Origin of the sequence: Micromonospora qiuiae, assembly GCF_016863555.1 — a bacterium.
Taxonomy (GTDB): Bacteria; Actinomycetota; Actinomycetes; order Mycobacteriales; family Micromonosporaceae; genus Micromonospora; species Micromonospora qiuiae.
On sequence record NZ_BOPC01000123.1, the window covers coordinates 1 to 14,786 of the forward strand.

14 protein-coding genes are annotated in these 14,786 nt (G+C 72.4%); 9 read left to right on the plus strand and 5 right to left on the minus strand.

Annotated elements, in window-relative coordinates; genetic code table 11:
* The first annotated feature begins 500 nt into the window (after window positions 1–500).
* Complete coding sequence (locus tag Vqi01_RS28785) at window positions 501–1,370, plus strand: GNAT family N-acetyltransferase (RefSeq protein ID WP_239098742.1); 870 nt, start codon at window positions 501–503, stop codon at window positions 1,368–1,370.
* A gap of 9 nt (window positions 1,371–1,379) precedes the next feature.
* Here the strand turns inward: Vqi01_RS28785 and Vqi01_RS28790 are convergent, their stop codons facing one another.
* On the minus strand, window positions 1,380–2,030 hold the full coding sequence (locus Vqi01_RS28790; protein ID WP_204038287.1) for a futalosine hydrolase: 651 nt from the start codon (window positions 2,028–2,030) through the stop codon (window positions 1,380–1,382).
* Complete coding sequence (locus Vqi01_RS28795) at window positions 2,027–3,664, minus strand: MFS transporter (protein WP_204038288.1); 1,638 nt, start codon at window positions 3,662–3,664, stop codon at window positions 2,027–2,029. The genes Vqi01_RS28790 and Vqi01_RS28795 overlap by 4 nt, the downstream gene beginning before the upstream one ends.
* 87 nt (window positions 3,665–3,751) lie before the next feature.
* On the opposite strand from Vqi01_RS28795, the gene Vqi01_RS28800 reads away from it, so the two are divergent.
* The gene (locus Vqi01_RS28800; RefSeq protein ID WP_204038289.1) at window positions 3,752–4,579 is read left to right on the plus strand and encodes a DUF3027 domain-containing protein; all 828 of its coding nucleotides are present in this window, start codon (window positions 3,752–3,754) and stop codon (window positions 4,577–4,579) included.
* 40 nt (window positions 4,580–4,619) lie between these two features.
* Here Vqi01_RS28800 and Vqi01_RS28805 read toward each other — a convergent pair whose 3' ends face one another.
* Window positions 4,620–4,889, minus strand: coding sequence for a DUF2530 domain-containing protein (locus tag Vqi01_RS28805; RefSeq protein WP_204038298.1), 270 nt, complete (start codon window positions 4,887–4,889; stop codon window positions 4,620–4,622).
* 58 nt (window positions 4,890–4,947) lie between these two features.
* On the opposite strand from Vqi01_RS28805, the gene Vqi01_RS28810 reads away from it, so the two are divergent.
* The 5 genes from Vqi01_RS28810 (at window position 4,948) to thpR (ending at window position 9,508) form a co-directional block, all read left to right on the plus strand.
* Entirely contained in the window at window positions 4,948–6,426 is a 1,479-nt protein-coding gene (locus Vqi01_RS28810) for an NCS2 family permease (RefSeq protein ID WP_204038290.1), read from the plus strand.
* 124 nt (window positions 6,427–6,550) lie between these two features.
* Window positions 6,551–7,000, plus strand: a complete 450-nt coding sequence (locus Vqi01_RS28815; RefSeq protein WP_204038291.1) for a MarR family winged helix-turn-helix transcriptional regulator — start codon at window positions 6,551–6,553, stop codon at window positions 6,998–7,000.
* A 77-nt stretch (window positions 7,001–7,077) separates the two neighbouring features.
* Window positions 7,078–8,355 carry an MFS transporter gene (locus Vqi01_RS28820; protein ID WP_204038292.1) on the plus strand — a complete coding sequence of 426 codons (1,278 nt, stop codon included), beginning with the start codon at window positions 7,078–7,080 and terminating at the stop codon, window positions 8,353–8,355.
* 77 nt (window positions 8,356–8,432) lie between these two features.
* A complete protein-coding gene (locus tag Vqi01_RS28825) occupies window positions 8,433–8,909 on the plus strand; it encodes a hypothetical protein (RefSeq protein ID WP_372444460.1) in 477 nt (158 codons plus the stop codon).
* A gap of 17 nt (window positions 8,910–8,926) precedes the next feature.
* Window positions 8,927–9,508, plus strand: a complete 582-nt coding sequence (thpR, locus tag Vqi01_RS28830) for an RNA 2',3'-cyclic phosphodiesterase (RefSeq protein WP_204038294.1) — start codon at window positions 8,927–8,929, stop codon at window positions 9,506–9,508.
* A gap of 15 nt (window positions 9,509–9,523) precedes the next feature.
* On the opposite strand, the gene Vqi01_RS28835 is transcribed toward thpR, so the two are convergent.
* Both Vqi01_RS28835 and Vqi01_RS28840 read right to left on the minus strand, forming a co-directional pair.
* Window positions 9,524–10,192, minus strand: coding sequence for a response regulator (locus Vqi01_RS28835; protein WP_204038295.1), 669 nt, complete (start codon window positions 10,190–10,192; stop codon window positions 9,524–9,526).
* Window positions 10,189–11,385: a sensor histidine kinase gene (locus Vqi01_RS28840; protein WP_239098743.1), complete on the minus strand. Its 1,197-nt coding sequence runs from the start codon at window positions 11,383–11,385 to the stop codon at window positions 10,189–10,191. The genes Vqi01_RS28835 and Vqi01_RS28840 overlap by 4 nt, the downstream gene beginning before the upstream one ends.
* Window positions 11,386–11,542: 157 nt before the next feature.
* Between Vqi01_RS28840 and Vqi01_RS28845 the strand changes: the two genes are divergently transcribed.
* Both Vqi01_RS28845 and Vqi01_RS28850 read left to right on the plus strand, forming a co-directional pair.
* Window positions 11,543–12,277: an ABC transporter ATP-binding protein gene (locus Vqi01_RS28845; protein WP_204038296.1), complete on the plus strand. Its 735-nt coding sequence runs from the start codon at window positions 11,543–11,545 to the stop codon at window positions 12,275–12,277.
* Complete coding sequence (locus Vqi01_RS28850; protein WP_239098744.1) at window positions 12,271–14,733, plus strand: ABC transporter permease; 2,463 nt, start codon at window positions 12,271–12,273, stop codon at window positions 14,731–14,733. The genes Vqi01_RS28845 and Vqi01_RS28850 overlap by 7 nt, the downstream gene beginning before the upstream one ends.
* The last annotated feature ends 53 nt before the right edge of the window (window positions 14,734–14,786 follow it).

The following is a 14,786-nucleotide window of genomic DNA, read 5'->3' on the forward strand; positions in this document are numbered from 1 at the left end:
CCCCGCCGCCCCCGCCGCCGCCCCGCCGCCCCCGCTGCCGCCCCGCCGCCCCCGCCGCCGCCCCCGCCGCCCCGCCGCTCTCACCGCCGCCCCGCCGCCCCCGCCGCCACGCCGGCCGAGACCAGTCGGAGATGCTCCCTGTCGAGCTGAGAGCAGAGACGGATCGGGCCTGGCCGCCAGTCAGGGCTGGTCCCTGTCGATCTGAGAGCAGAAACGGATCGGCCCTGCCGCGCCGGAGGCTCGGCGTGGCCGGCAGCTTGCGGCGATAGCGCGGGGGGTTCAGGTCGACAGGGGGTGGGAAGTTGGGGCGATAGCGCGGGCGGCTCAGCTCGACAGGCAGCCAACGTGAGACCGAAGGATTTGGGTCGTCCGATTCGTGCCAGCACCTGGGCCGCGCGTTCGACGACTTGCCGGGGGCAGCTGCGGTTTATCCACAGGCTTATCCACAGGTTTGTGTCCGGGGTTGAACGGGTGCGGGGTGGCCGGGAAGCATCGAAGGCATGGCGGATGGGATCGGTGCTGGCGGTGTTCTCGACGATCTGGGCTCGATGCTGCGGGCGCTGCGCCGGCAGGCCGACCTGAGCCAGCGCCAGTTGGCCATGTTGTCCGGAGTGCCGCAGTCCACGGTGGCGCGCATCGAGTCGGGACGGGCCGCTGATCCTCGGTTCCAGACCGTTCAGCGGCTCGTCCGAGCGGCCGGCTGGGTAATGCGGCTGGTCGCCACCGGTGACCCTGGCCCGGCCTGCAATGGCCCGGCCTGCAACAGCCTTACCTGTTCCGGCGACGACGCTGTCCAAGATGACACCCGCCGCGACGGGGCGGGACGACGCTATCCGGCACACCTGGACGTGCGGAAGGTAGACACCCTGAAGGACTGGCCGGGCGCGTGGTGGGCGCATTGGTACACGCTGCCGCCGGAGCGATGGCCGTTGCGGGTGCCCGAGGTGACGTACGACCTCGATCGTGATCGCCGGGACGAGCGGCGGCTGCGGGAACGGCTCCGGGAGATCGTGCGTATCCGCCGGGTCGTTGACGGGGTGCCGGAGGGGTGCTGGCGTCTGGTGGCTGAGCTGCCCGACGGAGAGCTGGTCGGCGAGCTGCGCGCCCACGAGCGCAGCCTCGACCTGCTGTACGGCGAGGATCTGGGCGACCGCCGCGAGGTGGTGCTGGATGGCGTACTGGTGGCGCCCCGACTGCGGCTGCTCGGCATCGGACGTCGGCTGGTGACCCGGCTCGCCGAGGAAACCCGTAGTGCGGGGCTGCCCGCCGTGCGTGCCATGGCCGAGTTCGGCGGCATTCAGTTCCTGCTGGCCTGCGGCTACCAGATCGAATGGAGCAGGCCGCAGGCGCTACGCCTGGCACATCGATGAGCGGCCGGGTCAGCGCAGGGCGGTGGCGGCGTCGGTGAGGGCGGCGAGGGCGTCGCGCAGCCGCCAGGCGGCGCGATCGCGTGGGCCGATCGGGTTCGAGATGGTACGCAGCTCCGCGAAAGGCACCCCGGCGTGGCTCGCGGCGACGGCCACGCCGTACCCCTCCATGGCCTCGGCCACCGCGTCCGGGTGGCGCTGGCGCAGCGCCTCGGTGCTCGGCGCGGTGCCGGTGACGGTGCTCACGGTCAGCACCGGCCCGACGGTGGCGTCCGGCAGCGCGGTGCGCAGCGAGGCCAGCAGTCCCGGGTCGGCGGCGACGAACGTGCCCCCGCCGAGCAGTTCGGCGGGCATACCCAGCTCGTCGACGGGGATGAAGCCCTCGGGCGACTCCGCACCCAGATCGGCGGCGACGGCCTGGGTGCCGAGCACGGTGCCGCCGACCGTCACCCGGCCCGGGAAACCGCCGGCCACGCCTGCGCTGACCACTCCCCGGTACGGCCGGCCGGTCGCCTCGGCGAGCGCCAGCAGCCGGGCGGTCGCCGCACCGGCGACGGCTGGCCCCACACCCACCGGTACCACCGTCACCGTGGGGTCGGCGAGGCCGGCCTGGATCGCCTCCGCCTCGGCGGGGACCGCGGTGACCACGAGCAGGCCGGTCACGGGATCGGCCCGGGGGAACTTCGCCGGGCCTCGTCGTCGCTGCCGCCCGAGCGGGTGACCGCCGACGACGGCCGATAGATGTGGAAGCCCGGGGGCGTCAGGTCCGGTTCCTCCGGTGCCGAGCCGCCCTGAACGGGCGCGGGAGAGGTGGGCGCCGACTCCGCCGCCTCGGCGGTCTCCTGGTCCCGGGCGGCCTGCTCCGCCTGCTCCCCGGCGGCCTGCTCCGCCGTGGTCAGTTCGTCGTCGGTCAGGGGTCGTCCGCGTAGCCGCTCGGCCCGCAACCGCCGGGCCATCACCAGGCCCCGCCCGGCGGCCAGTACCCCGACACCCGCCGCGACGGCGATGCCGATCCGGCCGTCGAAGGGTACGAGCCCCAGCCCGCCGCCGACCACGAAGGCGAGCATCAGCCCCGTCTCCGAGTGGGCGAAGGAACTCGCCCGCAGCCGCTCCGGAATCCGTTCCTGAATCGACGCGTCCACGGCGAGCTTGGCGATTCCGCTCATCAGGGCCGCGACCACGCAGAGCAGAGCGACCATCGGCAGCGAGAAATTCAGCGCGGCGAACACCGCCACCCCGGCGACGATGACCAGGCCGCTGGACTGGAGCGCGGCCGGCCGGTGGATGCGCAACCGGGTGCCGAGCGCGGTGGCCAGGAAGGTGCCGACGGCCAGCGCGGCACCGACCAGGCCCAACGCCCCCTCGTCACCCAGGTCGCGACCGAACACCACCGTGGTCAGGTCGCCCGCCTTGATGGTGAAGGCGAGGAAGAGCAGCAGGAAGCCGTAGATCGCCCGAAGTGTGGCCGCCCCGATCAGGGTCGAGATCACCAGCCGGCCGGCGGGACGCCCCCGGCCCAACGGGCGTTCGTCGCCGCGTCGCCGCAGCGCCCGTAGCGGTCGCGGCACCCGCTCCGGCGGCTCGGAGTCGGCCTTGGGTGGCAGCCGCAGGGCGATCACCATGCCGAGCAGGAAGATGACCGAGGCGACTCGCAGCGGCCACTGCGGCCCGAACCAGAACGCGGCCAGCCCGATCGGAGCGGCCAGCGCTCCGGCGACTGTGCCGTAGACGCTGGCCCGCGCACCGACCTGGGACAGGCCCAGCCCTTCGGGCAACAGCCGGGGCACGGCGGCGGAGCGGGCCACGCCGTACGCCCGGGAGAGCGCCAGCACACCGAAGGCCGCCGGATAGAGGCCGAAGCCGTGGATGTAGTCGGAGATCAGCCAGGCCAGGAACGCCCGGCCCAGCATGGTGGTGGCCAGGGCGTACCGCCGGCCGTGCCGGAAGTGGTCGAGCAGCGGACCGACCACCGGGGCGAGCATGGCGAACGGCACCATGGTCACCAGCAGGTAGAGCGCCACCTTGCTCCGGGCCTCGCCGAGGGGAACGTTGAAGAAGATCGTTCCGGCCAGGCCGATGGCGATCAGCGTGTCCCCGGCGCAGGAGACCGCATGCAGGTCGAACAGGCGGACCATGCCGGTCTCGCCGCCGGCACCCCGGGCCCGGGCCCGGACCGCGCCGCGGGTCACCCAGCGGCCACCGCTGACCGAGCCGCGCAGCAGCAGCCGCGTGGCACGGATAGCGGTGCCGACGGTCCGCCCGAGGAGGGACCGCTCGGAGCGGGAGAACAGCGGCATGGGACCCATCCTGACCCATCCGGCGGACAGATGGCGCGCCACCGCCGCAGAACACCTCTGGGGAGTGCCTCACAGCCGAAGCCACCGATGGGGAACAATGGTCTGGTGACCAGGCCCGCCTCCGCCCGCGCCGCTCGTCTCGACCAGGTCTGCGCCGCCGCCGTCGAGGTGGCGCGTGCCGGCGTCACCGAGGTGGATCCCGACGACGTCGGCGATCACCTCCAGGTGGTGGTTGAAGGCGACCGACTCGTCACGCACTACTTCGAGTGTCGGCTGGCTGGTTACCGGGGCTGGCGGTGGGCGGTCACCGTCACCCGCGTGCCGCGCAGCCGGAACGTGACGATCTGTGAGACGGTGCTGCTGCCGGGGCCGGATGCACTGCTCGCGCCAGGCTGGCTGCCCTGGCAGGAGCGGCTCAAGCCGGGTGACCTCGGCCCGGGCGACCTGCTGCCGACGCCGCCGGACGACGAGCGGCTTCAGCCCGGCTACCTCCTCTCTGACGATCCGGCGGTCGAGGAGACCGCCTGGGAGTTGGGGCTCGGCCGGCCCCGCGTGCTGTCGCGGGAGGGGCGGATCGAGGCGGCCCAGCGCTGGTACGACGGAGACCACGGCCCCTCGGCCCCCATCTCGATCGCCGCGCCGGCCGCCGCCCGCTGCGGCACCTGCGGGTTCTATCTTCCGCTCGCTGGCAAGCTCCGGCAGTGCTTCGGGGTCTGCGGCAACTTCTACGCCCCGGACGACGGCCGGGTGGTCAGCGCCGACCACGGCTGCGGCGCCCACTCGGAGACGTTGGTCGAGACCGAGACGGCGGTGGACGAGATGCCCACCGTCTACGACGACAGCACGGTGGAGCCGATGTCGGTCAGCCAGACCCCAGGGGCGGTCGAGCCGACGGAGTCGTACGGCCACTCCTGACCCCGTTCCGCGCTCGGCGCAGGGGTGATGTCGGCTACATTCAGCGGGCGGCGCGGCGGCGACGGTTCGCGTCGTGCCGCATCATCACGGCGAGACCGGGAAGGCCCCACAGGAAGCCGGCCAGGCAGATCCAGAGCCAGTTTTCGTTGCCACTGGCGGCCAATCGATCGCGGAACAGCAGTAGCACCAGGCCGACGACCGCCCAAGCCGCCATCCCGGCGAGCGCGAACGGCACCATCGGCGGATCGAGCGGTTCGGGTCGCGGCGGCTGCTTCGGCACCCGGTCAGGGTACGCGATCGGCTTTGCCATACGCCCGTCATCTGCGACGATGCGCGCGACGACCTGATCATTCGCTGCGAGGAACCCGATGGCAGTAGCGCCGCCCGAGAACGACACACCACCCGATCCGAACCGGCCGGTGAGCCAGTTCGACCGGTACTTCGAGGTCACCGCCCGAGGCTCGACGATGAGCCGCGAGGTACGCGGTGGCCTGGCCACCTTCTTCACGATGGCGTACATCGTGGTGCTCAACCCGCTCATCCTCGGCAGCGCCGTCGACGCCGACGGCAAGACCCTGCCGATCCCGGCCATCGCCGCAGCTACCGCCCTGATCGCCGGTCTGATGACCATCCTGATGGGCGTGGTCGGCCGGTTTCCGCTGGCGCTCGCCGCCGGCCTGGGCATCAACGCCCTGGTGGCGTACGAGATCGCACCGGAGATGACCTGGGCCGACGCGATGGGTCTGGTGTTCATCGAAGGCGTGATCATCGCGATCCTGGTGCTGACCGGTCTGCGTACCGCCGTATTCCGCTCGGTGCCGACTCAGATGAAGACGGCGATCGGCGTCGGCATCGGCCTCTTCCTGACCATCATCGGCCTGGTGGACGCCGGCTTTGTCCGTCGGGTCCCGGACGTGGCGAACACCACCGTTCCGGTGGGCCTGGGCATCGGGGGCAGGCTGGTCAGTTGGCCGACGCTGGTCTTCGTGCTGGGCCTGCTGTTGACCCTGGTGCTGGTGGTACGCCGGGTCAGGGGCGCGATCCTGCTCGGCATCCTCGTCTCGACCGTAGTGGCGATGGTGGTGGAGGCGATCGGCAACGTCGGCCCGTCGATCGTCAACGGCGTACCGAACCCGAAGGGCTGGTCGCTGAACGTCCCGACGCTGCCGGCCAATCCGCTCGACGTCCCGGACCTGTCGCTGCTCGGCAAGTTCAACGTGCTGGGCTCGTGGGAGAAGGCCGGCTGGCTGGTCGTGCTGATGTTCATCTTCACCCTGCTCATCACCGACTTCTTCGACACGATGGGCACCATGGTCGCGGTCGGCCGGGAGGGCGGCCTGCTCGACGAGGAGGGCACCCCGCCCCGGGCGAAGGAGATCCTGCTGGTCGACTCGATCGGGGCCGCCGCCGGTGGCGCGGGCAGCGTCTCCAGCAACACGTCGTTCGTCGAGAGTGCCGCCGGTGTCGCGGAGGGTGCCCGGACCGGGGTGGCCAACCTGGTCACCGGCGGGCTGTTCCTGCTGGCCATGTTCCTGGCACCGCTGGTGGTGATCGTGCCGTTCGAGGCGGCGTCCGTCGCGCTGGTGGTGGTCGGCTTTCTGATGATGACCGCGGTACGCGACATCGACTGGTCGGACTACGAGATCGCCATCCCGGCGTTCCTCACCATCGTGCTCATGCCATTCACGTACTCCATCTCCAACGGCATCGGCGCGGGCCTGATCGTCTACGTGGTGGTCAAGATGGCCAAGGGCAAGTTCCGTGAGGTTCACCCGCTGCTGTACGGGGTGGCGGTGCTCTTCGTGGTGTACTTCCTGCGCGGGCCGCTCGAGGCGCTGCTGTTCTGATTCCCGGGCGGGCGCGCGGGTCGCGTTCCTGGTGCACCGCGCGCCCGCCCGACCAGGCAGTACCCCAGGGTGATCATGGTCATATCGGCTGTCCCCGGACAGAAAATTAGTTAGGCTAACTATCGTGACGGAGCGGACGGTGACGGCTCAGAGCATGCCACCGGCGCAGCTGGCCCATCAGCTGCGTGATGCGATCACTCGGCTGAACCGGCGGGTCCGCCAGGCCCGACCGGTCGGTGACCTGACGGTCACGCAGCTCTCCGCGCTCACCAGCATCCGGCTGGGGGGCGCGCTGACGCCGCGGGAACTCGCCGACGTCGAACGGGTGCAGCCACCGACGATGACCAAGATTGTCGCGAAGCTGGAGGAGCGCGGCCTCGTGCAGCGCAGCCCTCACCCGACCGACGGCCGGCAGGTCATCCTCGCGGTGACCGAGGGAGGCCAGGCTGTGCTCGAGCAGTTCGAGCGGGTCCGGGATGTGTGGCTGGCCCACCGGTTGGCCGAGTTGAGCGAGGCCGACCAGGAGACGCTGCACCACGCCGCGGAGATTCTCCAGCGGCTCTCCCGCGCCTGACGCCGCACAGCAGGTGTGCCCCGCGCCGCGCCGTCCGTCGTTGACGACGCGTACGACCGCGAGGAGGCGCACAAAGAGTGCAGGCACGGCTGAGCACGATGTTCCAGTCCCTACAGGTCCGAAACTACCGACTGTTCGCGTCCGGGCAACTGATCAAGCTGATCGGTGTCTGGATGATGTTCATCGCCCAGGACTGGCTGGTTCTCGAGCTTTCCGACGACTCGGCCACGGCGCTCGGTGTGGTCGTCGCCCTTCAGTTCACCCCCGTCCTGCTGCTCACGCTGATCTCCGGCCGGCTCGCCGACCGGTACGACAAGCGAATGCTCCTCTTCGTCGCCAACGCCTTCTGGACCGTGCTGTCGCTGGCGATGAGCGTGCTGGTCTTCACCGACCTGGTGCAACTCTGGCACGTGTTCCTCTTCGCCGCCCTGCTCGGCGTGGCCAACGCGGTGGAGACGCCGGTGCGTCAGGCGTTCGTCTCCGAACTGGTCGGCACCCGGCTGCTGCCCAACGCGCTGTCGCTCAACGCGGCCGTGTTCAACTCGGCCCGGATCGTCGGCCCGGCCGTCGCCGGTCTCGCCATCGCCGCCCTGGACGTCGGGCCGGTCTTTCTGGTCACCGCGCTCAGCTCGATCGCGCCTCTGGTGACGGTGATCCGGATGCGCCCGGCCGAGCTGTACCGGGAGCCGCTGCCGCCGCGCGATGAGCGGGCCGCGGCGACCGTGCTGGACGGGCTGCGCTACGTCGGCCGCCGCCCCGACCTGCTGCTGCCGATGGTGTTGATGTCGGTGGTCGGGATGGCGCTGTTCAACTTCCAACTCACCCTGGCGGCGCTGGCCAAGACCGTGTTCAACACCGGTGCCGCCTCGTTCGGCCTGTTCACTACGACCCTCGCGGTCGGCGCGCTGGCCGGCGCCCTGGCCGGGACCGGCCGGCGTAGTCGCCCCTCGGTCTGGCTCGTGCTCGGGGCGGCGATCGCCTGCGCCATCTTCGGTACGCTCGTCGGGCTCGCGCCCGCGTACTGGATGGTCGTGGCGCTGCTGCCGCCCACCGGCTTCTTCATGGTCTACTTCGCCCAGGCGGCCAACCAGCGGGTCCAGCTCGGCACCGACGCCGCGTTCCGGGGCCGGGTGATGGCGCTGTGGGTGCTGGTGTTCCTGGGGACCAATCCGGTCGGCGCCCCGGTGGTCGGCTGGGTCGCGGAAACCTTCGGTGCCGGTGTCAGCATCTGGGCCGGCGGGCTGCTCTCCCTGGCCACCGCACTGCTGGCGCTGGCCTGGCAGCTGCGCCGGGACGGCGCCCGAGTGCGGTTCCGCATCCTGCCGATGCCCCGCTTCTACGTAACCCAGCTGTAGACCCCGAATACCGTAATTCGGTTACTTCACGCTGCGCATCGGCATAGCTTCGGGGCGTGGAGGTTGTCTGCTTGCTGATGCTCGCCCTGGCGCTGGCCGCCGTGGTCCTGCTGCCCGTGCTGATCGCGCTCGCGGTCTGCGCCGACGAAGTTGTCGACCGCCTCACCTGCGGATACGCCCACTGGCGAGAGCGCCGCCTGATCTCCCGGCTGAATCGAGCGGTGGACGCGGACAAGATCGCCGGACGGATCGACCTCGCCGCGCTCGATCGGACCGACCGCCGTCCGCTGGAACAGCTCGCCGCCGACCTGCGGTGCCTGCGTCGGGATCGGGTCGGCGGCACCGGACCGGCGGTGGTCTGGCACAGCAGCGTCCTCGAGGCGTACGACGAGCGGCTGCGGCTGGCCTGCCGGGCGCTGGGCATCACCGAGCACCTGGCCGAGCTGACCGGGATCGACCGGCAGCTCGAACGGGTCCGGGTCGAGGCCGAGCTGGACGCCGCCGGCCTGCGACTGCCGGCGATCCGACCCGGGCAACACCAGCGCCACTCCTGACTGGCATCCTGGATCTGGTGCGACTCTTCACCGCTGTGTACCCGCCGACCGAAGCGGTCGAGCACCTCACCGCCCGGGTCGCCGGGTTGCGACTCGCCGCGGCGGCGGCCGCCGGGGCGAACATCCGCCTGGTCGATCCGGCCCAGGCTCATCTCACCCTCGCCTTCCTCGGTGAGGTCGACCCCACGCGATTGACCGCGGTACGGCAGGCCCTCGAACTCGTGGCCGACGCCATGCGCGGCGATGACGGGACGGGCCACACTCCGCCGGTGCTGCGGCTGGGCGGCGGTGGTCGGTTCGGCTGGGGTCGGGACACCGTGCTCTGGGTCGACGTACGCGGTGACGTCGCCCGCCTGGTGGCACTGGCCGGCGCCGTCCGGGCCGGACTGACCGCGATCGGGGTACCCGGTGACGACAGGCCGTTCCGGCCTCACCTGACCATCGCCCGTCCCGGCGACCGGATGCCGCACGCCGACATCGAGGCGGACCTGGCCGCGCTCGACGGCTATCTCGGTCCGCCCTGGGTGGCCGGCGAACTGGTGCTGGTGCAGAGCCGACCCGGCCCGAGCTACCAGCGCCTCGCCACCTGGCCGCTCTGAATCCCCGAACCACCGTCAGCCGGCGGGGACGACCAGGCCGCTCTCGTACGCCGCCACCACCAGTTGGGCCCGGTCCCGCGCGTGCAGCTTGGTCAGCAACCGGCCGACGTGGGTCTTGACGGTGGCCATGCTCAAGCACAACTGCTCGGCGATCTCCGTGTTGGACAGTCCCCGTCCGATCAGAGTGAGTACCTCACGCTCTCGCTGGGTGACCGCGTCCAACTCGGAGAGCGGGGACCGTCCCGGGCGAGGACGGCGGGTGAACTCGGCGATCAGCCGCCGGGTCACGGTCGGGGCGAGCAGCGCCTCACCGGCGGCGACCACCCGGATCGCGGCGATCAGGTCGACCGGCGCGGTGTCCTTCAGCAAAAAGCCGCTCGCCCCGGCCCGCAACGCGCCGTAGACGTACTCGTCGAGGTCGAACATGGTCAGGATGAGAACCCGGGTTGCGGCGGTCTCCGCCGACTCGCAGATGTGCCGGGTGGCCTCGATGCCGTCCATCCGGGGCATCCGGACATCCATCAAGACGACGTCTGGCCGTTCCCGCCGAGCCACGGCGACCGCCTCGGCGCCGGTGCCGGCCTCACCGACCGTGGTCAAGCCCTCGGTGTGGTCGATCAACAGCCGGAAACTCGCCCGCAGCAGCGCCTGATCGTCGGCGACGAGCACCCGTACGCCGGTCATCCGGTCCGCCCGAGCGGCAGGGTGGCCCGGACGGTCCAACCGCCCGCGTCGTCCGGGCCAGCACGGAACTCTCCCTGATAGATGGCCACCCGTTCGCGCATGCCCACCAGGCCCTGGCCGTACCGCGCCGGTGTTCCGGCCGGCTGCCTGCCGTCGTCGTGCACCTCGACGCGTACCTCGTTCGGGGCGAGCGCCACGTCGACCCGGCATCGCGCCGGACCGGCGTGCTTCACGACGTTGGTCAGCGACTCCTGCACGATCCGAAACACCGACAGCTCGACGCCCTCCGGTGGCGTGCTGGTGCCGTGCACGGCGAAATCCACCGGCACCCCCGCCGACCGGGTCCGTTCGACCAGGGCCGGCAGGTCGGCCAGGCCGGGCACGGGTTCGAGATCCGGCTCGGGACGTAGCGTGCCGAGGACCCGGCGCAGCTCGACCAGCGCGGCCCGGCTGGTCGACTCGATCACCCGCAGCGATTCCTGTGCCTGCTGCGGGTGCTGCTCGGCAACGTGGTTGGCGACCGCCGCCTGCACCGCGATCAGGCCCATCCCGTGCGCGGCGATGTCGTGCACCTCCCGGGCGATCCGCAGCCGTTCGTCCTGCACCGCCTGCTCGGTCACCTGTTCTGCGGCCCGCCGGGCCCAGGCGCGTCGTTCCCGCACGGCCCAGCCGATCGCCCAGGCGGCGCCGAGCACCAGCGCGACGAACACCCCGCCCAGTACGCCGTACGACTCGCCGCCGGTGGACGGCGAGGCCGGACCGAACGGTGACCGGGCCACCGACAACACGACGACCGTGATCACCCCGATGCAGCCGGCGAGGGCTGCGGCGGACCGGCGGGTCGACTGGGTCGCGGCGACGGAGTAGAGCACCGCCCCCACCGCGACCAGCGGCGCCGCTACCGCGTAGTCCGGGATGATCCCGGTGGCCAGGGCGAACGCCGTCACGACGAGGACCACGGCGGTGGCGATCCACGGCCGGTACCGGCGCAGCACCACCGGCGCGCCGAGGGCCAGCCCGGTCAGCGTCGACTGCCAGGGCGGCTCGTGCAGCCCACCAGCCGTCGGGGCCGGGGTCTCCAGGGCCGCGTACCAGCCGAGCGCGGCGACCGCGGCGGCCAGCAGCACGTCGGCCAGGAACGGGCCGGCCCGGCTGAGCCAGCGCATCCACGACGGCGGCGCTACGGCGGTCACGCGATCGAGAGTAGTTTCCTGGCCGCCTGGTGCGCGTCAGACCAGGGTCGGACGTTCCCGGGTCGGAGACCGGCCGCCGGCTCCACCCAGGGTACGAGTCCGAAGTGTCCATCCCGGCCTGACGCTTTCCCGGCCCGTGGCGGCGATCGTGGCAGCCATGACGACAGCCACGGTTTCCCTCCGCGACCTGCGGATGGTGTACGGCACCGGAGCACGCCGGGTGTGCGCCCTGGACGGGATCACCACGGATTTCCCGCCGGCCACCTTCACCGCGATCATGGGCCCGTCCGGTTCCGGCAAATCCACCCTGCTGCACTGCGCGGCCGGGCTGGACCGCCCGACCGGCGGCCGGGTCACGATCGCCGGCACCGACCTGGGCAGCCTGGACGAGACGAGTCTGACCCGGCTGCGCCGGGACCGGATCGGGTTCGTGTTCCAGGAGTTCAATTTGGTCTCCTCGCTGACCGCCGCGCAGAACGTGGCGCTGCCGACCCGACTGGCCGGGCGTCGGCCGAGCGCCGGGGACGTCGCCGCCGCGCTCGCCGAAGTCGGCCTCGCCGACCGGGCCGGGCACCGGCCGAGCGAGCTTTCCGGCGGACAGCAGCAGCGGGTGGCGATCGCGCGGGCTCTGTTCAACCGGCCAGCCGTCCTGTTCGCCGACGAACCGACCGGCGCCCTGGACAGCCAGTCCTCCCGGCAGGTGCTTGAGCTGCTGCGTACCCTCGTCGACGAGCACGGGCAGACCGTCGTCATGGTCACTCACGACCCGTTGGCCGCGGTGACGGCCGACGAGATCGTGGTGCTCGCCGATGGCCGGCTGGTCGACCGGCTCACCGAGGCGAGCGCCGAGTCGATCATCAGCCGGCTGGCCACGCTGGAGCCGACGTGCTGACCGCGCAGCGCCGCGGTGCCGCCGGGCTGGCCGGGCGCCTGGGTGCCGCCGTGCGGGCCGGGCGGCCGGGTGCCGCCGGGCTGGCCGCGCTCCGCCGTGCCGCCGCCGGGCTGACCCGGGAACGGCTCGGTGCACTCGTGCCGGTGCTGCTCGGCACCGCGATCGTCACCGCCAGCCTGCTGCTGTTCGCCTCCGGTACGCCTCGCGTACCGGACCGCTTCGCCGGGGCGGCGGTGGTGGTCCGTAGCCCCGAGGTGAGCACTCCCGCCATACCCTTCCCCGAACCCCGCCCCTGGTCCGGGTCGGAGGCCGCCGAGCTGGTACGGCAACTGGCAACGGTGGACGGGGTGACGGCGGTGGTGCCCGACCACACCTTCTACGCCCAGCCGGTGCTCGACGGGCGCGCGGCTCACGGGCCGACCGAGGGGCAGGGCTGGGCGAGCGCCGCGCTGGCCCCGTACCGGCTCGTCGCCGGCGCTCCGCCAATGCGGGACCGGGAGGTGGTTGTCGACCGGGCGTTGGGCGTACCGGTCGGGGGTGAACTCACGGTGCTGATCGCGACCGGCCCGGCGAGCTGGACCGTCACCGGCCTGGTCGACGCCGAAGCGCTCTACGTCTCGGACGCCGCCGCCCGCCGATTCGCCCCCGGGGTACGCGCGATAGGCATGCTCGGGCAGCCGGACGTCGACGCGGTGGCCGACACCGTGGGTGCGGCCGGCAGCGTCCTGACCGGAGCGGAACGGGGTGCCCTCGAACCCCGGGGCGACGCCCGCACCCGGTGGATCGGTATGCAGGTGCTCACCGGAATGTCTGCGCTGGCCACCTTCGCCTGCATCTTCGTGGTCGGTGCCACCTTCGCCTTCACGGTCAACCAGCGGCGGCGGGAACTCGGGCTGCTCCGCGCGATCGGTGCGACACCACGTCAGGTACGCCGAACGGTGTACCGGGAGGCGCTGGTCGTCGGAGTGCCGGCCGCGCTGGGCGGAGTACTGCTCGGCGCAGCGGTCGCAGTGCCGGTCGGCGCCCTACTGGTCGACGCCGGATTCCAGCCGCTCGGCTTCGAGGTCAGGTGGCGGGTCTGGCCACTGCTGGCGGGTCTCACGGTGGGACCGGTCGTGGCACTGCTCGGCGCGGGCGTCGCGGCCCGTCGGGCCGGGCGGTTCCGGCCGATCGAGGCGTTGCGCGCCGCCGAGGTGGAGCAGCGCCCGATGACCCGTACCCGTTGGGTGGCCGGACTGGCGGCGGCGGTCGGCGCGGGCGTAGCTGGGCTGACTGCGTTGACCACCGACAACCTGGCCGATCTGTCGGCGGCCGCGTTGCTCGGCGCGATGGCCCTGGTCGTGGCAGCGACGCTGCTGGCACCGGCGGTGGTGCCGGCCCTGGTTCGAGTGCTCGGTCGAGCCCTGCCCGGGGTGCTCGGAGAGGTGGTCCGGGCCAGCGCAGCGACGGCGGCCCGCCGCACCGCCTCGACGGCCGCGCCGGTGCTGCTCACCGTGACCTTCGCGGTCTTCATCTTCGGCAATGTGCAGACCACCACCGGCGCGTACGCCGCCGCCCGGGAGGCGTCCGTGCGGGCGGGTGCGGTGCTGATCCCCGACGGCACCCCGGGACTGACCGACGCGGCGGTGACCGGTGCGGCGGGAGCGGCGCTGCTGAGCACCGAGGCGTACGTGGCCGACACGGTGGTCACCGCGATCGGCACCGATCCGGCGTCACTCGGCTCGGTGGCGGCCCGATTGTCGGTGCTGTCCGGCTCCACTGCCGCCCTGTCCGAGCCGGACACGATGGCGGTCGCGCACGCCACGGCGGACCGCTTCGGCTGGTCGATGGGGGACACAGTGCGGGTGATCTTCGCCGACGGCCGGCCAGTCGGGCTGCGGGTGGTGGCCGTGGTCGCTGACGGTGGCTTCCCCGGCGACCTGCTGCTGGACCGGGCCCTGCTCCGACAACGGGACCCGTCCGTGCTCGCCGCCGCGGTGCTGCTGACCGGACCGCCGCCGGGCCAGACGCCACCCGGGGCCGAGGTGGTGGACGTCGCCACGTACGCGGCTCGCGCCGACGCCGAGGAGGACCGACTGGTGCGGCTGGCGACGCTGCTCATGGTGGGCGTATCCGCCGGGTACGGCGCGTTGGCGGTGGCCAGCACGTTGGCACTGGCCACCGTGACCCGGGCCCGGGACCTACGGCTGCTGCGACTGGCCGGCGCGACCCGCCGTCAGGTGCTGCTGTCCGTGGCGGCCGAGTCGGCGCTGGTGGTGGCGATCGGCGCGCTGCTCGGCGGGGCAGCGGCGTTGCTCGCGCTGCTCGGCTCGGTGGGCGCACTGGCCGAGCAGGCCGGCGCGCCCGTCGACCTGCTCGTGCCCTGGCCCGCCGCCGCAGCAGTCGTCACCCTCTGCCTGATCCTGGCAATCCTCGCCAGCACCCTCCCCGCCCCACCCCCCACCGCCCCCCACTGACCCCCGCACCCCCTACCCCTATCCCGCGCCCCCTGCCCCGCGCCCCTGCCCCG